This window comes from Halanaerobium sp. (assembly GCF_003070835.1).
The window spans coordinates 1-19,407 of the sequence record NZ_QBLR01000024.1; the positions used below are offsets into that span (position 1 = coordinate 1).

Annotated in this window: 19 protein-coding genes; 16 read left to right on the top strand and 3 right to left on the bottom strand. The window is 36.0% G+C overall.

The features are described 5' to 3' along the window. A partial coding sequence (locus CI949_RS04495; RefSeq protein ID WP_290763345.1) for an IS256 family transposase occupies positions 1-877 on the bottom strand: 877 nt, incomplete at its 3' end. A 336-nt stretch (positions 878-1,213) separates the two neighbouring features. Here CI949_RS04495 and CI949_RS04500 point away from each other — a divergent pair. From CI949_RS04500 to CI949_RS04530, 7 genes are all read left to right on the top strand, one after another. Next, positions 1,214-1,771, top strand: coding sequence for a rubrerythrin family protein (locus tag CI949_RS04500; RefSeq protein WP_133529666.1), 558 nt, complete (start codon positions 1,214-1,216; stop codon positions 1,769-1,771). A 99-nt stretch (positions 1,772-1,870) separates the two neighbouring features. Continuing rightward, complete coding sequence (locus tag CI949_RS04505; RefSeq protein ID WP_076546239.1) at positions 1,871-2,227, top strand: class II SORL domain-containing protein; 357 nt, start codon at positions 1,871-1,873, stop codon at positions 2,225-2,227. A gap of 162 nt (positions 2,228-2,389) precedes the next feature. Beyond that, positions 2,390-3,538, top strand: coding sequence for a PfkB family carbohydrate kinase (locus CI949_RS04510; RefSeq protein ID WP_133529667.1), 1,149 nt, complete (start codon positions 2,390-2,392; stop codon positions 3,536-3,538). A 50-nt stretch (positions 3,539-3,588) separates the two neighbouring features. Continuing rightward, positions 3,589-4,512: a pseudouridine-5'-phosphate glycosidase gene (locus tag CI949_RS04515; RefSeq protein WP_133529668.1), complete on the top strand. Its 924-nt coding sequence runs from the start codon at positions 3,589-3,591 to the stop codon at positions 4,510-4,512. 221 nt (positions 4,513-4,733) lie between these two features. Further along, a complete protein-coding gene (locus CI949_RS04520; protein WP_133529669.1) occupies positions 4,734-5,678 on the top strand; it encodes an ABC transporter permease in 945 nt (314 codons plus the stop codon). 11 nt (positions 5,679-5,689) lie between these two features. Continuing rightward, positions 5,690-6,532 (top strand): ABC transporter permease, encoded by an 843-nt coding sequence (locus CI949_RS04525; RefSeq protein ID WP_133529670.1) that lies wholly within the window; start codon positions 5,690-5,692, stop codon positions 6,530-6,532. 12 nt (positions 6,533-6,544) lie between these two features. Then, the gene (locus CI949_RS04530; protein ID WP_133529671.1) at positions 6,545-8,125 is read left to right on the top strand and encodes an ABC transporter substrate-binding protein; all 1,581 of its coding nucleotides are present in this window, start codon (positions 6,545-6,547) and stop codon (positions 8,123-8,125) included. A 137-nt stretch (positions 8,126-8,262) separates the two neighbouring features. Here CI949_RS04530 and CI949_RS04535 read toward each other — a convergent pair whose 3' ends face one another. Continuing rightward, positions 8,263-8,793 carry a permease gene (locus CI949_RS04535; RefSeq protein ID WP_114488869.1) on the bottom strand — a complete coding sequence of 177 codons (531 nt, stop codon included), beginning with the start codon at positions 8,791-8,793 and terminating at the stop codon, positions 8,263-8,265. Beyond that, a complete protein-coding gene (locus CI949_RS04540) occupies positions 8,793-9,275 on the bottom strand; it encodes a conserved protein, permease-related protein (RefSeq protein ID WP_076546232.1) in 483 nt (160 codons plus the stop codon). The genes CI949_RS04535 and CI949_RS04540 overlap by 1 nt, the downstream gene beginning before the upstream one ends. A gap of 212 nt (positions 9,276-9,487) precedes the next feature. Here CI949_RS04540 and CI949_RS04545 point away from each other — a divergent pair, with 212 nt between their 5' ends. The 9 genes from CI949_RS04545 (at position 9,488) to lpxK (ending at position 19,404) form a co-directional block, all read left to right on the top strand. Further along, positions 9,488-10,387, top strand: coding sequence for a hypothetical protein (locus CI949_RS04545; protein WP_114488868.1), 900 nt, complete (start codon positions 9,488-9,490; stop codon positions 10,385-10,387). 213 nt (positions 10,388-10,600) lie between these two features. Further along, positions 10,601-12,037, top strand: a complete 1,437-nt coding sequence (locus tag CI949_RS04550; RefSeq protein WP_076546055.1) for a glucose-6-phosphate isomerase — start codon at positions 10,601-10,603, stop codon at positions 12,035-12,037. Between the two features lie 119 nt (positions 12,038-12,156). Then, the gene (locus CI949_RS04555; RefSeq protein ID WP_076546056.1) at positions 12,157-13,515 is read left to right on the top strand and encodes a protein kinase domain-containing protein; all 1,359 of its coding nucleotides are present in this window, start codon (positions 12,157-12,159) and stop codon (positions 13,513-13,515) included. Beyond that, complete coding sequence (gene nadE, locus CI949_RS04560; RefSeq protein WP_076546057.1) at positions 13,515-14,273, top strand: NAD(+) synthase; 759 nt, start codon at positions 13,515-13,517, stop codon at positions 14,271-14,273. The genes CI949_RS04555 and nadE overlap by 1 nt, the downstream gene beginning before the upstream one ends. Before the next feature lie 22 nt (positions 14,274-14,295). Next, positions 14,296-15,219: an ABC transporter substrate-binding protein gene (locus CI949_RS04565; RefSeq protein ID WP_076546058.1), complete on the top strand. Its 924-nt coding sequence runs from the start codon at positions 14,296-14,298 to the stop codon at positions 15,217-15,219. Positions 15,220-15,347: 128 nt separating this feature from the next. After that, positions 15,348-15,815: a HutP family protein gene (locus CI949_RS04570; RefSeq protein WP_076546059.1), complete on the top strand. Its 468-nt coding sequence runs from the start codon at positions 15,348-15,350 to the stop codon at positions 15,813-15,815. After that, positions 15,796-17,574: an ABC transporter ATP-binding protein gene (locus tag CI949_RS04575; RefSeq protein ID WP_290763362.1), complete on the top strand. Its 1,779-nt coding sequence runs from the start codon at positions 15,796-15,798 to the stop codon at positions 17,572-17,574. The genes CI949_RS04570 and CI949_RS04575 overlap by 20 nt, the downstream gene beginning before the upstream one ends. Before the next feature lie 38 nt (positions 17,575-17,612). Beyond that, on the top strand, positions 17,613-18,263 hold the full coding sequence (locus tag CI949_RS04580) for a lysophospholipid acyltransferase family protein (RefSeq protein WP_133529674.1): 651 nt from the start codon (positions 17,613-17,615) through the stop codon (positions 18,261-18,263). 16 nt (positions 18,264-18,279) lie between these two features. Further along, positions 18,280-19,404, top strand: a complete 1,125-nt coding sequence (gene lpxK, locus CI949_RS04585) for a tetraacyldisaccharide 4'-kinase (protein ID WP_076546062.1) — start codon at positions 18,280-18,282, stop codon at positions 19,402-19,404. Positions 19,405-19,407 lie beyond the last annotated feature (3 nt).

Here is a 19,407-nt window from a genome sequence, read left to right on the forward strand (position 1 = left end):
TTGAGCTGAGATCATTTAAGGCCTGCTCTGCATACTCTCTGCTGGGAGCTTTGTAAATTTTCTTTAAATCTGTAACTATTTCATCTGTATGTTTCTTTTTAACTTTTTTTAGTGTGTTACGAACCTTGTGAACTACACAGCGTTGAACATCTGCTTTTGGATATACTTTAAGAAATGCGTCAGTTAATCCTGGTAAGCCATCCATAACGCCTAAAAGCACCTGTTCTACGCCTCTGGATTTCAGGTTCATCAGTACTTCCTGCCAGAGTGTAGCTGACTCTGTTACACCAATGTAGAAGTCCAGAATCTCTCTATAGCCTTCTTCATTGATTCCAATGATTATATATGCTGATTCATTACCAACATGCTCTCGGCGAATCTTGATGCTTAAAGCATCAATGAAGAGCACGCTGTAGCGTTTTTCTAAGGGTCTATTTTTCCATTGTTCAATTTCTTTTACTGCTATATCTGTCAGGTTGCTGACACTGGTAGCACTGTATTTCTGACCATACATTTGCTCAATTAAATTAGCGATATCACGAGTGGATAGACCTCTGGCATACATTTGAATTACAGTCTGCTCCAGCCAGTCATCACGGCGTTTATATGGCTCAAATAGAGCAGTTTGAAAATCATTATTTCTGTCTCTTGGGACTTCTAGTTTTTCAATGACACCATATTTAGTTTGGAAATTACGAGAATAGTTGCCATTACGGCTATTACCAGAGTTCTTACCAGCAGAATCATATTTATCGTAATTGAGAAATTCAGTTAATTCACCTTTAAGCATTTTTTCGATAAAATTTTTGATTAAATTATTGATCATATCGTCAATATTCACTTGACCATTATTGGGGTTATCAGTTATACTTTTCATGAGGAGTCCTCCTAGTGGTTTTATTTTTTATTTCGTCAATAAATATATTCAACCACTCAAAGAAGGATTCCTCTTTTTTATTTTAAAAAATCGCTAAATTTAATTTACACAACTTATTATACAATACTAAAATCCACTTAAACTATTAAAATTAAGTTAAATTTTAACTTAATTTGTTTTAAAAAGCAGGAAAAAAACTTTTTAAACAGAATGATATATAGTAAGAGGAAGTATTCTGTTTTACTGAAATTTATCAGTAATTGTTCTTGACAGAACTGAATCTAGAATGCTATACTATTAACAGTAATGATTATTAATAATTGGAGGTATGTAAAAATGGTAAATAATGATCAAACAGCTCAAAATTTACGTTCCGCTTATGCTGGAGAAAGTATGGCTTATCAGCGCTACATAGTTTGGGGCGAGAAAGCTAAAGAAGAAGGTTTCGAAAATGTAGCTTTACTTTTTAAAGCTATTGCCAATGCTGAGCAGGTTCACGCTGGTAATCACTTTAGAGCACACGAAAATGAAGAAGGTGGATTTTTAGTTGCCGGTGGAGGAGAATTTGGCTATGGCAGTACTTCCGAAAATCTTGTTGGTGCTATTGCTGGTGAAGAAGGCGAAATTGAGCAGATGTATCCTGCTTATAGTCTGGTTGCTAAAGAACAGGGAGAATCTGATGCAGTTCGCTCATTCCACTATTCTTTAGAGGCTGAACAGATCCATGCAAAGTTATATAGAGAAGCCAAAGAACATGTTGATAAAGGTGAAGACATTGAATTAGAATATGTAAGTATCTGTCAGGTTTGTGGACATACAGTAGTTGATGGTGTACCAGAAAAATGTCCTGTTTGTGGAGAACCCAGTTCCAAGTTCCGTAAGTTTACTAAGTAATTAATTGTTAAGTCAATAAAGTTTTCTAACTCACTTTAATTATCTATAAAGTAAGTTTAGATTATTAAGAATTACTAAAATTATAAGGAGGAATTTTAAATGGGTTACTATGATCTCAAGAAATTAGAAAATACTGGAGAAGACAAGACAGCTTTAGAGAAGAAACATGTTCCTTACATTCAGTGTCCTGATAAAGTTAAAAAAGGTGAATATTTTGATGTGAAAGTTACTTTTGGTAAGGAAATCACTCATCCAATGGGAACTGATCACTATATTCAGTATTTTGATCTTTATGCTAATTATGCAAGTCTGGCCAGAGTAGATTTTACACCAGATATGAAAGCAGAAGCAACATTAACTGTTAAATTAGAAGAATCCTGTGATTTAAATGTATATGCATTCTGTAATTTACACGGTCACTGGGAAGGTTCCAAATCAATCGAAGTTGTTGAATAAATAATAAATACAAATAGTATAAATAAGTACTTAATTGCCGCCCCTTGTGGGCGGTTTTTTTCGTTAATAGGTAAATTTTTAAAAAAGATATTTACAAAAAGAGATTTATCTGTTATAATTTATTTAAACAATAATTTACTTAATTAAATAATTATTTAAAAAATGGAGGTGCTCAAAATAGAAAAGTTAACTGACAGAGAAAAAGAAGTATTCGAACTAATAAAAAAAGATGCCACTATTAGCAGAGAAGCAATTGCCGAAAAGCTTGCTATTTCGGAATCAGCAGTGGGAACTTATATCCATCATTTAAGTAATAAAGGTTATCTTCTGGGTAGAGGGTATATTACTGCACCAGAAGAAAAAATTGTGGTTGTTGGGGGAGCTAATCTGGATATAAAAGGTTACAGTCCTAATTATATTAAAGGAAGTTCCAGTCCTGGCTGGATAGAAGAAAGCTCCGGAGGAGTTGGCCGCAACATTGCAGAGGACATGGCACTTTTGGGACAGGAAGTAGTCTTGCTTACAGCAATCAGTAATGATCATTTTGGCCAAAAATTAAGAGAAGAGACGAAAGATTCAGGGGTTGATATTTCACACTTTAAGATATCTACCGCTCAGGAGCATAAAACAGGAGTTTATCTGGCTCATCTTGATCAAGAGGGGGATTTAATCGGAGCAGTTAATGATATGCGAATTTTAAAAGAAATAGATAGTAACTATCTACAGGATAAAAGAAAGATTATTGAAACTTCAGCAATGGTTATTTTTGATACTAATTTGGAAGAAAGCACAATTAGCTATCTTCTGGAACTCTGTTCAGCTAAGAAAATGATTAAAATAGCTGATGCTGTTTCGGTAGAAAAAGCACTCAAATTAAAAGGTAAACTGACTAATCTTGATTATTTAAGAGGAAATCTTGATGAAATTGAGGTTATGCTGGGCATTGTTACAGTGGAGAAAGCTGAACTGGCTCGGAAATTAAGCCTGAAAGATAGAATAGAGAGAGTTCGAAATTTCTATAAACAAAATGCGGATCTGCCGGAGCTAATTATTAGTACCGGTAAGGATGGAGCTTATTATTTGAGTCATCAGGATAAAATGGTGAAATTGAAACATTTTCCGGCAGCTTCAATTAATATGGAAGAGATTGTTGAAACAACAGGTGCTGGAGATGCACTTACAGCCGGTCTGGCAGCAGGGATTATGAATAAACTTTCTATCGATAAGGCTATAGAACTTGGGATTAAAGCTTCTGCATTGACGGTGAAATCAGAATTGACCTGTAATCCGGATCTGGCAGAGTTAATGTAATTATAAAGTTTTTTGGTTAAATTTATGAATTTAAAATTGGAGGTTAAATAATGAAGAATTTAGAAAAATACTTAGAAATTAAAGATGATGTTAAAGAAGCAATTGAAGCCGGTAAAGCTGTAGTAGCTTTAGAATCAACCATTATTGCTCATGGAATGCCTTATCCCAAAAACATTGAGACCGCGTTAGAGATTGAAGATATTATCAGGCAGAATGGAGCAGTTCCAGCGACAATAGGTATAATTGATGGTCAGATAAAAGTGGGGCTGACTAAAGAAGAAATCGAGTTTTTAGGAAAATCAGATGAAGTTGTGAAAGTTAGCAGAAGAGATTTTCCTTTAGTGCTGGCAGAAAAAAGACATGGTGCTACCACGGTTGCTGGAACAATGATTGCAGCCGATCTAGCAGGAATTAAAATCTTTGTAACTGGTGGTGTTGGTGGAGTTCACAGAGGAGCCGAAAAAACTTTTGATGTTTCAGCAGACTTAGAGGAATTAAAAAAGACTTCAGTCGCTGTAATTGCTGCAGGAGCAAAATCAATTCTTGACCTTGGTTTAACTCTGGAAAAGTTAGAAACCTTTGGTGTTCCTGTGCTCGGCTATCAAACTGCAGAATTACCTGCTTTTTACAGCCGCCACAGTGGTTATAACTGTGATTACCGCTTAGAGAACCCCGAGCATACAGCTGATATTTTAAAGGCGAAATGGGATCTGGGACTAGAGGGGGGAGTTTTAATTGCAAATCCAGTACCAGAGTCAGATGAGATTGAATACTCTGTAATCAACGAGAAAATTGAACAGGCTCTGGCTGAAGCTAAAGAAAATGAGATTAAAGGTAAGGAATTAACTCCATTTCTTTTAGACAGAATTAAAGAAATAACTGGCGGAAAAAGTCTGGAAACAAATATATCTCTGGTTAGAAATAACGCAGTAGTAGGCGCCCAAATTGCCAGAGCATTTGCAAATAAAATCTAGTAAAATAAATATTATAAGTTAAGTGATATTACTATTTAAAACCACTGCGAGAGCGGTGGTTTTTCAATTTGTAATTAAATTGACATTAAACGAGTTAAATCAGATGATAAGATATAATTACAGGGCATATAAATAATAACTATTCTTGATTGATATACTTATATTATTGTGATAATATTAATTAAAAGATGCAGAGATGTCATAATCAGGAAGTGAAAAAAATGAGGAATTATATTATAAAAAGATTACTGCTTTTGATTCCTATAATTTTTATTGTAGCTGTAATTGCTTTTTTTATTACAAATTTGATGCCCGGTGATCCGGTTCGTGTTATATTAGGCAATATGGCAACAGAAACTGAAGTTGTAAGGGTAAAAGAGAGTCTTGGTTTAGATCAACCCTTAATTATGAGATTTTTTAGATGGCTGGCAAATATAATAAAAGGAGATTTTGGTGAATCACTGTATTTAAATGCTCCGGTTGCAAAAGTTTTGATTGAGCGGATGAGGCCCACCTTTTTAATTGCTATTCTGGCTGAAATACTGGGGATAAGTGCCGGTATTCTTCTGGGTATACTGGCAGCAGTCAACCACAGAAAAATTTTAGACCAATTTTCGATTACTGTTTCTCTTTTAGGAATTTCGATACCCAGCTTCTGGCTGGCTTTGATGTTAATGTTTGTGTTTTCTGTCAGATTGGGCTGGTTTCCTGTAAGCGGCTATGAACCTTTTATTGAGGTTGGATTTAGTAGTTTTCGCTATTTAATTTTACCTGCAATAACACTGGCCTTTATGCAGGCAGGCCTAATTGCAAGAATGACTAGAAGTGCCATGCTTGATACTCTCAAACAGGATTATATAAGGACAGCCAAAAGCAAAGGCTTATCAACTAAAATTATTGTTTTTAAACATGCTTTAAAAAATTCTATGCTGCCGGTAATTACTGTAATTGGTCATAACTTTGCAGTGTTGCTGGGAGGAACCTGGATTGTAGAGACTATTTTTGTGATACCCGGTACTGGTTTTATGGCGATAAATGCGATTATGCGACGAGACATACCTGTTATTCAGGCTTCGATTATCTTTGTAGCAGTTATTTATGTGATTTTGAATTTGTTTGTTGACTTAAGCTATGCTTTTTTAAACCCAAAAATTCGCTATCATTAAGGGGTAATAAATTGTTATTTTTAAAGAAATATAAAAAATATGAACATCCATATATCACAACCTCAATAATTATTCTGATTATTATTGCTTTTTTAAGTCTTTTTGCTCCCCTGCTGACAGACTATAATCCTGTTCGTAATGATGCTCGCAATCGGCTTCAGCCACCTTCTTATCAGCATTTTCTGGGCACAGACCAGTTTGGTCGTGATGTTTTTACGCGTATTCTTTATGGAATTCGAACTTCGATGGAGGTTGGACTGGCAGTTGTGCTGCTAACAGTCATTTTTGGTGGGATTGTGGGAGTGATGGCAGGATATTATTCCCAAATAGATAAAATTGTAATGCGGATTCTGGATGCCTTGATGGCGTTTCCCGGAATTATTATTGCCATTTCGCTGGCAGCTATCTGGGGAGCTGGTAAATTAAATATTATCCTTGCCTTATCTTTTGCCTATTTTCCCAAGATGGCAAGAATAGTTCGGAGTGCTGTAATATCAATTAAAGATTTGGATTATGTTGATTCTGCCAGATCTGTAGGGGCAAAGGATTCAAGAATAATCTTTAAATATATATTAAAAAATTCGGCATCTCCAATCATGGTTCAGGCCACTTTTAATTTTGCTTTAGCCATTTTGGATGAGGCGGCATTGAGTTTTTTGGGGGTTGGTATTATGCCACCTGCTCCAAGTTTAGGAGCTATGGTTACAGATGCCAGGACATACATGGTAGTTGCGCCCTGGATGATACTTGCTCCAGGTATAATGATTATTTTAGCAGTTCTTTCCTTAAACTTACTGGGAGATGGACTGAGAGATTTGTTGGACCCACATTTAAAGAACACATTAAAAAAATAGAGGGGTGGAAAAATGAGGAGAAAAATAAAGATTACGGCTGTTGTTTTAATGACATTAGTTTTTTCACTGTTATTGAGCGGCAATGTTCTGGCTCAGGAAGAAGACCATTATGGTGGCACTCTTAATGCAGCGCTTCAGATGTCTGTAGCCCACCTGGATAGTGATAATTCAACTGATTCTCTGATTACAGCTATGATGAATCATGTATATGAAGGACTTTTTGAATTTGATGAAAATCTTAATTTAACTCCCCATCTGGCTGAAAGCTACCAGATAGGAGAAGATGGTCTTGTTTATGATGTTAAATTAAGAGAAAATGTGACAATGCACAATGGTCAGACGATGAATGCTGATGATGTAATTGCTTCTTTTAAAAGGTGGCTGGAGCTGAATAACGGTGGTCAGCTTGTTTCACCATATTTTGATAGGGTGGAAAAGATTGACCAATATAATATCCGTTTTAAATTTAAAGAGCCTTATGCTCCATTTTTGAATATTTTGGCTTCTCCAGTTTCTAATCAGAAGTTTGTTGTAAGAGCAGAAGAAGTTGTCAATGAATTTGGTTCTGATGTTATTGACCGCCATGTTGGTACTGGACCATATAAATATGAGGAATGGGTACCTGACCAGAAATTGGTCTTAACCCGATTTGAAGATTACAGTCCCAGTCCTCGGGAAGGTTCATTTTTTGCTGGTGAAAGAATTCCTTATTTAGATAAGATTGTATTTAATTTTATTCCTGATGCTCAGGTGAGAGTCTCTGGTGTACAGACAGGTCAGTTCCATTTTGCAGAGGAGGTTCCAAGAGATCAGTATTCTTTATTTGAAGCCAATCCTAATATAGATAATGTGATTATTTATCCGGATCGGATGTCAATGTTGATTTTTAATAATGCTAATCCACCTTTTGATAATAAATATGCGCGCCAGGCAATAGCATATGCACTCGATTTTGAAGAGTTGGGTTATGCTATGATTGGAAACCCTAAATTCTGGCGTTTAGAACCCGCCTTACATGAGGAAGGAAATCCCTGGCATGTTCCTGACGCTGGTAAAGGGATCTATGGAGTTTACGATCCTGAAAAAGCAAAAGAACTTCTTGACAGGGCAGGCTACGATGGAAGTCCAATAGTCATCTTAAGTGGTCAGGATAACGCTATGGAAAGACAGGGAGCAATTGCTATTCAGGATCAGCTTGAGAAGATTGGGGTAGAAGTTGAACTGCAGCTTTTTGATCGGCCCACTGTTGTAGAAAGAAGAGCTAAAAAAGAAGGCTGGCATATTCATCTATCTCCCTTTATTAAAATAGTTCCTGATCCCCAAATTCATCAGGGATGGACCGGTACAAACAAATGGATTAGCAATTGGGATAGCGAAGAATCACGAGAGATGGATCAGATTTTTGCAGAAATGCTGAAAGAAGTTGATCAGGAAAAGAGATATAAAATTGTAGAGCGAATGGAAGAAAAACTCTGGGATGCAGTTCCCTACTTTAATATTTTAGATTACAGCCGTCTGCATATTAAAAGAGCTGAACTCAAAAATTTCAAGGGCAGCTGGCAGCCGTTTTTCTGGAACACTTACCTGGAATAACTTTTCCAGTACTGGTAGCTATATATTAAAGTACAAAATGAATAAAAAAGCAGCAGTAAGAGGTCAATAAATTCCTCAAATCTGCTGCTTTTCTTACATAAAACGACATATTTTTGGTGGTACACAGTATCTGCATATTATTCAGCTTTGGGTATCTTATAATTTATTTTATTGAAAAAGTTTCCTAAAAGAATAGAACTAATAATAACCAGCGGAAGTGAGACACCAATTCTAATTGCTGTAAATTTGATGCCCAGAATTGATGCTTCCATAATACTCATCGGAATCATCACTAAAGAAGCTGCTGTAACATAGGTAAAGATTGAAGAATAATTTGCTCCTTTATGGTAGAGAGTATTAGCCACAGGAAAAGCAACAAAAGTTCCTCCAACTGTGGTGGCTGCCAGCAGTATAGCATAGATATATTTTTTAAAACCAGAAGTGTGACCAAAATTATTTTCAATACTTTCTCTGCTGACCCAGACATCAAATAAACCAATCAGGATAAATGCTGGGGGCAGAATAGAAACCATATCACGGGCGAAGATCATAAAATTTGCTCCAATTTTTTCACCTAAATTAAAATTCAAAAAATAAGAACCAGCAATAAAGGCTGCAAAAACAGCAAAAATATAGTAATTAATTTTATTATTTTTTTTCTTAGCCATTAGATTAACACCTCTCCGTATAGTATTCCTGTAGCAACTGCAATTATAGCTGAAATTATGAATCCAGCAATATTACGCCATACTGTTGCTTTGATTCCAAAGTATTCTTTTTCTACGGGGTAAGTAGCAACTCCAACCAGCATTAATGTAGTAATGAAAGCAGCTACTACCATATAATTGACACCTCTTGAGACCAGTATTCCTGCAAGTGGGTAGGCAATAAAACCAGGCATCATAGTAATTGAGCCAATAATTAATCCCATAATTAGACCAACAAAAGGAGCCTGTCCTCCCAGGTAGTTGATAATAAATTGGTCTGAGATCAGTAATATAAAAGATAAAATAATTAATAATTTAAGATAAGTCCCCAGAATTTTTGAGAACTTTTTCCAGCCGATTTTTAAACCCTGGACTGTCTTTTGACGATCTGCAAAAAATGAAATCAATACTGCAATTCCTGCAATATAATAAAGTGTGTACATTTATTTCTCCTCCTTTACAATACCCTTATAGGGTATCACTATATTTATCATATGTTTAAAACAGCAGAAAAAAAGTAAAACAGATTACAATTTTTAAAATTATATCGCAAAAAATTGATATTTTATGAAGAAAGTATGAATTTTAGTCAGATAATTTGTTTGAACTGAATTAATGTATTATAATGAGCATTAGAAAAAGGAGGTAATATAAAATGAAAAAGAAATTAAGTATTTTATTAGTATTAACATTATTAGTTTTTGCTTTTGCACCTGCTTTAACTCTTGCCCAGGACACAACAGAAGATGGTCAGGAAACAGTTATTGATGATAATCAGGAAACTGTAACTGATGATCAAGAACCTGCCGATGATACAGATCAGGAAAATTTAGGGGATGAGGAATCCGCAGATGATCAGAACCAGGAAGAATCAGACATTGAAGAAGAACTTGATCAAACTTATCAAAACTTAGAAGAGCTGCTTGCAGATCTGGAATCAAATGAAGATTTAACAAGTGTAGAAAGAGTCACTTTAGAAAGAAAATTAATTGAATACGATGAAAACTTAAATATTGATAGTATTTCTTCTGTAGTTGATAAAATTTTAGCAGATGAAATTGATCTGGGTCAGGGATTTGTAATTTTAAACAATATTCAGGAGAGTGTGAAAAATGGTTTTGAAGAGGACAGGGCCTTAAAACTTATTAACAACTTTGAGGAAGAAGGTAACGGCCAATTAGCTTTTCAAACTGCTCTCGAATTACGCAAAATAAGTCGTGAAGATAGAGATGGAGAACAGGCATCAGCATTTGCTGATGAGGTGGATTCTATTATCAAAGAAAATGGAAGTATTGAAAATTCCGAATTAAAACAGCTGGCTGCAGAGTATAGAAAAGAAGCCAGAAAAGAAGAGAGAGAAAAAATGAAAGTTGAAAGAGAAAACAATTCAAATTCAATCTCTGATAATTCTTACGACCAGGAAAAAGAAAATAATGCGGTCGGAAATGGCCTGAATAAAGATAATAAAGGTAAAGGAAACTCTGAACATTCAAAAACAAAAGCTAAAGAAAAAGATAAGTCTCCCAATGATAATGCAAATCAAAACGCAAAATAAAAAAAGAAATTCCCTGCTGTAAAAGGCAGGGTTTTTTTCTTGTAATAACCACTGTTAAATGTTAAAGGTAAATTTCTAAATTAAATATGGAGAAAAGTGCGACAAATAGCAGTTCTACCTACAAAAAACCTTGCAAAATTGCGTTGAAAAATATATACTTGTGATAGCATTATTAATCTAAGCAGCAATATAAGAATATAAGGAGGAAATACGATGTCTGCAGAGAAAAAAGTCCAGTCAAAAGATGAATCAAGACTGAAACTTGATATTAACAATGTTTTTGCGGAAATGATTGGTAAGGAACATGGGATGACAGTTGAAGAATTAGAGGAAGCAAAGGATAAAGCACTTAAAGCACATCAGAATATCCTGAAAGCTGAGGCTGAGGGTGAGATGGGTTTTATGGAACTTCCTTATAAACAGAAGGAAGTCGTAAATGAATTGAAAGAAACAGCCGAAAAATTAAAAGACAAATTTGATAATTTTGTAGTTCTTGGTATTGGTGGATCTGCCCTCGGTAATATTGCGGTTCAGACTGCAATTAATGACCCCCACTATAATTTGTTTAAAGAAGCTCGTAATGGCTATCCACGACTTTTTGTAAGTGATAATGTTGATCCAGAGGGAATTAAAGCTCTACTGGATAAACTTGATCCGGAAAAAACTCTTTTTAATGTAATTTCTAAATCAGGCAGTACAGCCGAAACTATGAGTCAGTTTTTACTGGCCCGTAAGTTTGTTGCTGATGCTGTTGGAGAAGAAAAAGTGGGAGAACACTTTATTGCTACAACCAGTAAAGATTCTGGATATTTGATTGAGATTGCCGAAAGAGAAGGAATGAAAAAATTCTTTATTCCTGATAATGTAGGAGGAAGATTCTCAGTTCTAACACCGGTGGGACTTCTTTCTGCTGCTATGACCGGGGTAGATATTGAAGAACTGCTCGAGGGTGCAGCTTATATGGATCAGATCTGTCGCAAAAGTGATTTCTGGGAAAATCCAGCTCTGGTTAATGGTTTAATTCAGTATTTAGCTTATAAAAAAGGTAAAGTAATGTCTGTAATGATGCCCTACTCTGATCGTTTGCGTGATGTGGCCGACTGGTATAGACAGTTATGGGCAGAATCACTGGGAAAAGAAGTTGACCGTCAGGGTAATACAGTAAATGTTGGTCCAACTCCAATTAAAGCTCTGGGAGCAACTGATCAGCATTCACAGGCCCAGTTATATATGGAGGGACCATTTGATAAGATTATTACCTTCCTTGAGGTAGAAAACTTTGCTGAAGAATTAGAGATTCCAGGTGCTTATAAAGATCTTGATGGAGTTGGTTATCTGGGAGGACACAGTTTTGCAGAGTTAATTAATACTGAAAAATGGGCAACAGAACTTGCTTTAAATAAGAGAAATAGAATGAACCAGACTGTTAAAGTTCCTGAGGTAAATGAGTTTACTCTGGGACAGTTATTTTATTTCTTTGAATTTCAGACAGCTGTAACAGGAGAACTGCTCAATATTAATACATTTAATCAGCCTGGAGTTGAACTGGGTAAAAATTATACTTATGGTATTTTTGGTCGTGATGGCTATCAGGATAAAAAAGATGAATTTGATAGTTCTGCAGAGCATAAAGACGATTTGATTCTGTAAAAGGATTTAAAAATTATATTGAAAGTAAATTATTATAAGTAGGTAAGTCTATCCACCCGAATTGATTTTGGGTGGATAACTTTGCTTATTCTAATTTAATTAATGTCGGAGGAATTACTATGAGCAAGGAAACTCGGGAGAATAACAAAATACAGAAGGAAAAGCTTTTTAAAGATACTGTGCCGCGCTCAAGGGTGCAGCTTGATATTGTTAAAAGAGTCAGGGCGGCAATTGATAATATGCCAGCAGAACTTCCTGAAAAGATAATTTCATATCAGGATGTTATTAGAGAGGATGGCGAATATTATCTTCTTTATCGAGGTAGTGAAAATCTAGAACCGCTGGCAGAATATTTAAATAAAAATTCTTTTAAGGCACAGCTGCTGATTGAGGAATTTAAAGAAACTCTTGCTCTGTTAAAAGATATTCAGCTGGTCAAAGATATTTTTCCTGCGGGTATTAATGCTTCTAATTTTTGGATTGATGGAGATAAAAACATTTATCTGATGCCGGAAGCTATGCTGCGCAGCAAGAGAAACTATAATGAATTTGAGCTGGAGATTCCCAGCCAGGATTATTTTATGCCCCCGGAAGTGATTACAGGCGAAGACTGGCAGCTGAAATCTTATATTTTTAATATCGCATCGGTTTTTTATTATTTTTTAAGTGGAGAGACTATTTTTAGTGATCGGGATAATGCAAAAGTTTTAAATAAAATTCAGAATGAAAATATTCTGGTTCTTAAAGCACTGGTTCCTAAGTTAAGTGACAGCCTCAATCAATTATTTATGGAAATGCTGGCTAGGGAACAGGAAAAACGTCCAGAAATTAACTATCTTATTGAAGAAATAAAAAGAGCTAAAGCTGAGAACAATTTTGAATTGGAAGCTTTTTTAGAAAGAAAAAATTTAATTGACAGTAAGATAATCAAAAAGAAAAGACGAAATGAAAATATTAAACTCTTTTTTCGCCATAGCTGGAAGGTGATTTTGTTTTTTACAATTATTGGTGGCGGATTAATCTGGGGTTTAACTACAGGTTCACCAGCAACCATTACTGCTGAAAATACTGCTGGAGAGGTTGTTAATTATTTTTACGAAGCCATAGCAACAAAGAATATTAATCTTGCCAATGAAGCTGCAGATTTTGAACTGGGTGAGATGGAGAGAATGATTTCGGAAACCCATGTAATTGAAAAGATGCAGCAGGCTTATGGTGGTGACCCCGAGCAGGGGGGAGAGGTTAATGAAATTTATAGTCTGGAAAATCTTAAAATTAAAGAGCTTTCCACAACTGAAAAGAGATCTCAATTTAGAGCCTCTTATGAGTTTAATTTTCGAGATCGAGAAGGACATTATAGTTATCAGATGCAGGATGAACTAATTGTAGAAAAAATTGATGGGATCTGGAGAATAACAGCAGTTGAAGGTAGTTTGAAAGCTATGATTGCTGGCAAATATCCCTGGAGGGAAGAATAATGGCTAAAAATATTTTTGCAGAAAATGATTATACAAAAATTAAAAATAGATTGATAGATTGGTTGCAGACTGGGGTGAAAAATGCTGGTTTAAAAGGAGCTGTTGTTGGCCTGAGTGGCGGTATTGATTCTTCTGTTACAGCCCGTCTCTGTCAGCTGGCTTTTGGTGACGAGATGCTTGGGGTAGTTATGCCCTGTCATTCAAATGCTCAGGATCGTGAAGATGCTCTTAAACTTGCTGCTGAATTTGGAATTGAGGTAGTTGAAAATGATCTTAGTGAGATTTATGATCATTTTTTAGCTAATTTAGAACAAAGTGGAATTAAAGGTGGCAAACTAGCAGCGGCTAATATTAAGCCCCGTTTGCGAATGACTGCTTTATATTATTATGCTCAGGCTAAAGATTATCTGGTTGTCGGTACCGATAACTGGAGTGAATTAAAAATTGGTTATTTTACCAAACATGGTGATGGTGGTATAGATCTTGCTCCACTGGGATCATTGGTCAAAAATGAGGTAAAAAAATTGGCAGAAGTACTGGAAATTCCTTCTGCAATAATTGATAAAAAACCATCTGCAGGCCTGTGGGATGGTCAGACTGATGAGTCAGAGATGGGCTTTAGTTATCAGGAACTGGACAGATATATTTTAACTGGTGAGGCAGAGCCAGAAATAGAGAAAAAAATCGAAAAACTTTCAGTAAAAAATAGTCATAAAGTAGCCCCAGTTCCTATACCAAGAAGAGAAGATATTGTTTAGAGATGGTTAAGGAGGGTTCTGAGTGAAAAATATTAAGTTTTCGCTATTTTTATTAATATTATTAATTTTTGCAGCTGCTATTCCGATATCTGCCCAGGAATTTCCTTTAAATTATACAGATGAGTTGGGGAGAGATATTACAATAAATAAAGAAGTTGAACGGATTATTACACTGGCCCCCGGAATGACTGAAGTGATCTATGCATTGGGTCTCGAGGACAAATTGGTTGCAGTAAGCTCTGCTTGTGATTATCCCAGCGAAGCTTTGCAGAAAGAAGATGTTGGGCGCATTGATGAACCCAATATTGAAAAAATAGTTGCTTTAGAACCTGATCTGGTAATAGCTGAGTCTGTAACTCCTATTGAGAGTTTGGAGAGACTGACAGAGCTGGGAATAAAAAATATTGGTTTTAAACCTGTCTCAATTAATGATACAATAAATATGATTGAAGAAATTGCTTATTTAACTTCTGCAGAGGAAGCTGGGACTGAGCTCAGTTCTAAGATGAAGGTCAATTATCAGCATCTAAGAGCTCTGGTAAAAGGTAAATTAAAAAATAATGATCGCAAAAGGGTTTTTTATGAAATCTGGTCAGACCCTCTATATACAGCGGGTCAAGGAACTTTTATTGATAGCTTGATTCAGGATGCTGGTGGTTATAATATTGGCAGAGAAGCTGAAGGCAGCTGGCCAACTTACAGCCTGGAAAGTCTAATTGCTGCTGATCCAGAAGTTTATATCAGCAGTGCTCACAGTGCTCCGGATGGTTTAACATTGGAAGATTTGAGGGGACGAGAGCTTTTCAGAGAAATTTCTGCTTTTAAAAATAATCGTCTGTATTTAGTTGATCAGAATTTGGTAAATAGACCTTCCCCAAGAATTATAGAGGGTTATAAGCAATTTATTCAGGCTATTTTTCCAGACTTAAAAGAGGAAATTAATTAGTTTTGTTGAATAGCAGATAGTGGTAGGAAAATTTTAAATCAATGTTGGAACGATTGAGAAATAAATTTTAAGTTTTTAAGCCTTTTGTAAAAGGTTATAAGTAAAAAATAAGACTAAGAGGTGATTTGATGAATTTATCAGATTTTACAATTGATGATTTTACAGAAATTGATGGTGGACAGTCTATAGGGAAGGTAGCTGTACTGCTGTCAATGGTTAATGATGAGTATGACAGCAAGATTATCGATGCCTATAAAAATGAAGGTTATAAGGCTGTAATAACCAGAGCCGGCGGGAAGGGTTCAAAACTGAAGGATAAAGTTTTGCGCAACTGTCTGGGAGCAGCAATTAAAGGTGATGTAATAACTGAATCAGTTCAGGACCAGCGTATTTTGACTCGCTGTGTAGAAAGGGCGATGATTGATTTTGATAAACCGCTTTCCGGGATCTCAGGTGCCGGAATCAAAATTGGAATTGTCAGTAAAGAACCACATCTGGCAGTAGCTCTTTACGGAAAACTCGGTATCCCTGGCTTAGATGTTGATCATGAAATTTCAGGAATGGGGATTCACTACTATGGACTCAGCAAAAGATAATAATCAAATTGAGATATTAAAAAGAGTATTTAAATATGTGTTACCATATAAAGGCAGGCTGGTAGGGGGAGTAATCTCCATGCTGGTTCATGCCTTTTTAACTGTTTTTTTTGTAAGAGTTTTTCAGGGGCTTTTAGAAACTATTATTTCTGATATTAATATGGGTAGAGAAGGTATGATTAGGCTTTCTATGGTTGCTGGAATGATGATTTTAGTTTATTTTCTTAAAGGGATAGCCTATTATGGAAAAAGTTATCTTGTAGCTTATGTTTCACAAAAATCAGTTAGAGACATCCGGAATGATCTCTATTCTCATCTCCACAATCTCTCTTTAAGCTTTTATAGTAAAAATAAAACAGGAGATATATTATCCCGGGTAACAAATGATGTGCAGCAGCTGGAAAGTTCAATGATCAATACTACTGTTGGCAGTATTGATAAAGTTTTTACGCTGGTTGGTGGTATACTTTATCTTGTTTATTTAAATTACCGCCTGACAATCTTTCTAATTATAATTTTGCCTTTAATTACATATGTAATTACTAAATTTAATTATAAGTTAAAGAAAGTCAGCCGCCGGGTTCAGATTAAGATTGCAGATGTTTCGGATGTACTGCAGGAAACGCTTTCGGCAGTACGAGTGGTCAAATCTTTTGGTCGGGAAGAATATGAGTTTGAGCGCTTTAGCAGTGAAAACCAGGCTAATTTTCGGGCTAAAATGAAAAAGACTCAGTATGGGGCAATCTTAACTCCACTGGTAGAATTTTTGGCTGCAATTTCTTTTACAGCTATTCTCTGGTATGGCGGCTATGAGGTTATGCAGGGGAGAATGTCTGCTTCAGAGTTAATTGCTTTTTTTACTCTGCTTTTAACAATTAGTGAACCTCTGCGTTCAATTACTAAATTAAGCAAAAGGTTGCAGCAGTTGTTTGCTTCAGCTGAGCGTGTTTTTGAGATTATGGATACTGAAAGTGAACTGCGCGAAGATGACGAAAATAAAATCGAGTTAAAAGAGGTTGAGGGAGAAGTAGTTTATGATAATGTCAGCTTTGCTTATAACCGAGATGAAGTTGTATTAAAAAATATTAATCTTACTGCCCGGCCGGGCGAAGTTGTGGCCCTGGTTGGTCACAGTGGAGCCGGCAAAACAACTATGGTTGATTTAATTCCCCGCTTTTTTGATCCGATTGAAGGGCGGATGCGCCTTGATGGTCATGACTTAAAGGATTTAAAAATTGACAGTCTGAGAGATTTTATTGGCATTGTTCCTCAGGAGACGATTTTATTTAGCGGTACTTTGAGAGATAATATTGCCTATGGTGATTTAGAAGCTGACGAAGAAGCTATTCAAAAAGCTGCCAAAGCAGCCAATGCTCATGATTTTATCATGGAATTTCCTGACGGTTATGACACTGTAGTTGGGGAAAGAGGAGTTGGACTTTCTGGTGGCCAGAAACAGAGGATTTCTATTGCACGGGCTATTCTTAAAAATCCTAAAATTTTAATTTTAGATGAGGCGACTTCTTCGCTTGATTCAGAATCAGAATCTCTGGTCCAGGAAGCTTTAGAACATTTAATGGAAAATAGAACAACTTTTATCATTGCTCACAGACTTTCTACTATCAAAAATGCTGATAAAATTGTGGTTGTAGAAAAGGGAGAGGTTATGGAAAAAGGGACACATCAGGATCTGCTGCAGAAGCAGGGAAAATATGCCTCTCTTTATCGGGGACAATTTATTGAGGCACCAGAGATTTAACTGTATTAAAATAACAAATCAGAAAAGAGGTGGGGTTAATGTCAGCAAAAATAGAAAAAGTCAAGCAAAAATTAATTCCACTTTTTGCTTATAATTTAATTAAATGGACAAATAAAAGTTATCAGCTTGAGGTTGAGGGCTGGGAGCCGGTTAAAGAATTACTGGCAGAGGGAGAGTCGCTAGTTTTTTCTAGCTGGCATGGTAAAAGCTGGGTTCCCGCTTATTTTTTGAAAGATTTAGGTGTTTACGCTCTGACCAGTCTGAGTCAGGATGGCAGTTATATGACTGAAATATTAAACCGGCTGGGCTGGAATACAGTCCGGGGGTCAAGCAGTAGAGGTGCCAGTCGTTCGCTGCTTTCACTGTATAGAAAGTTAAAGCAGGGAGCAAGTACAGCCCTGACTCCCGATGGACCCACAGGCCCTATTTATGAGATTAAGCCTGGCATTATATTTTTACAGGAGAAGGCAGATTCGATGCTTGTACCGTTGGGAGTGGATGCCCGCTGGAAAAAGAATTTTGCCAGCTGGGATCATTATCTGCTGCCAATTCCATTTTGTAAAACTGCCCTGGTTTTAGGTGAACCATTTCGTTTTGACCCTGATTTGGAGATGGAGCAAAAGCAGAAGATTTTAAAAGAAAAAATGGAAAAAGTAAATGCACGAGCGGCCGAAATAGTCAAAAAATGATGGTGGTATTAAATATATGAATAGTCTACGCAGATACTTAGAAAAAATTATAGATGGTTCTCAGACAGGAATAGTAGCGGCTATAATTCGCTGTATTTTATTTTTACTTTCACTGTTTTATTCACAGCTTGCCAAAATTAGATCAATTCTATATCAAAATAATATTTTAAAGAAAAAAACAGCCGATGTTCCGGTGATCAGTGTGGGAAATATTACTACCGGAGGTACTGGAAAAACCCCTTTTACAGCCTTTTTGGCTGAACAGTTGAAGGCAGATTATAGGATTGCTATTATTAGCCGTGGTTATGGGGCCTCAAAAGATGTTGAAGAACCTTTTTTGATTAAAGATAGAGATCAACTTTATGCTGATGCTGCTCGAGCGGGAGATGAGCTTTTTATGCTGGCCCGCAGAAATGATGATCTTATTTTTATTAGGTCTGCCAGTCGTTATCAGGGAACAAAACTGGCACAAGAAAAGGGTGCTGATTTAATTTTGCTTGATGATGGATTTCAGCATTATCAGCTTAAACGACAGGCAGATATAGTTTTGATTGATGCGGAAAAACCATTTTCTAATAACAGAGTTTTGCCAGCAGGATTATTAAGAGAACCTTTTGCTGCTTTAAAAAGAGCCGATCTTTTTCTTATAAATCGAAGTGAAAATGTTGATTTTAATCGAATTAAAGAGCTTAAAAACTCTTTAAATACTCTCAGCCCTTTAAACAAAGGTGTTTTCAGGGCAGAAACCAGGCTGGAAAGCTGTGTTTCTGTAGCTTCCCAGGTGCAGGAAAATCTCGACTTTTTAAAGGAGAAAAAGGTTTTTGCTTTTTCTGGAATTGGTAGCCCGGAAGCTTTTAAAAAGAGTATCGAAAGTGCAGGAGCAAGGGTAGTAAGTTACAGGATTTTTAAGGACCATTATAATTATCAAAAAGAAGATCTTTTAACTCTACTTGATCAGTATTCAGCTTCCCAGGCGGATCTAATTTTGACTACAGAAAAGGATGCTGTTAAATTATTTGATTTTGCAGATATGATTGGAGAGCTTCCATTTTATTTTTTAAAAATCTCTCTGGCAATAGAAAACAGGGAAGAATTACTGGAGATCATTAGAGCCCAAATTAAAAATGGCAGGGCTAAATAATAA

Excerpts from the sequence above, each read along its gene's own strand:
- CI949_RS04500 (WP_133529666.1), top strand. The coding sequence starts at position 1,214 with ATGGTAAATAATGATCAAACAGCTCAAAATTTACGTTCCGCTTATGCT.
- CI949_RS04505 (WP_076546239.1), top strand. The coding sequence starts at position 1,871 with ATGGGTTACTATGATCTCAAGAAATTAGAAAATACTGGAGAAGACAAG.
- CI949_RS04510 (WP_133529667.1), top strand. The coding sequence starts at position 2,390 with ATGGAGGTGCTCAAAATAGAAAAGTTAACTGACAGAGAAAAAGAAGTA.
- CI949_RS04515 (WP_133529668.1), top strand. The coding sequence starts at position 3,589 with ATGAAGAATTTAGAAAAATACTTAGAAATTAAAGATGATGTTAAAGAA.
- CI949_RS04520 (WP_133529669.1), top strand. The coding sequence starts at position 4,734 with ATGAGGAATTATATTATAAAAAGATTACTGCTTTTGATTCCTATAATT.
- CI949_RS04530 (WP_133529671.1), top strand. The coding sequence starts at position 6,545 with ATGAGGAGAAAAATAAAGATTACGGCTGTTGTTTTAATGACATTAGTT.
- CI949_RS04535 (WP_114488869.1), bottom strand. The coding sequence starts at position 8,793 with ATGGCTAAGAAAAAAAATAATAAAATTAATTACTATATTTTTGCTGTT.
- CI949_RS04540 (WP_076546232.1), bottom strand. The coding sequence starts at position 9,275 with ATGTACACACTTTATTATATTGCAGGAATTGCAGTATTGATTTCATTT.
- CI949_RS04545 (WP_114488868.1), top strand. The coding sequence starts at position 9,488 with ATGAAAAAGAAATTAAGTATTTTATTAGTATTAACATTATTAGTTTTT.
- CI949_RS04550 (WP_076546055.1), top strand. The coding sequence starts at position 10,601 with ATGTCTGCAGAGAAAAAAGTCCAGTCAAAAGATGAATCAAGACTGAAA.
- CI949_RS04555 (WP_076546056.1), top strand. The coding sequence starts at position 12,157 with ATGAGCAAGGAAACTCGGGAGAATAACAAAATACAGAAGGAAAAGCTT.
- nadE (WP_076546057.1), top strand. The coding sequence starts at position 13,515 with ATGGCTAAAAATATTTTTGCAGAAAATGATTATACAAAAATTAAAAAT.
- CI949_RS04570 (WP_076546059.1), top strand. The coding sequence starts at position 15,348 with ATGAATTTATCAGATTTTACAATTGATGATTTTACAGAAATTGATGGT.
- CI949_RS04575 (WP_290763362.1), top strand. The coding sequence starts at position 15,796 with ATGGACTCAGCAAAAGATAATAATCAAATTGAGATATTAAAAAGAGTA.
- CI949_RS04580 (WP_133529674.1), top strand. The coding sequence starts at position 17,613 with ATGTCAGCAAAAATAGAAAAAGTCAAGCAAAAATTAATTCCACTTTTT.
- lpxK (WP_076546062.1), top strand. The coding sequence starts at position 18,280 with ATGAATAGTCTACGCAGATACTTAGAAAAAATTATAGATGGTTCTCAG.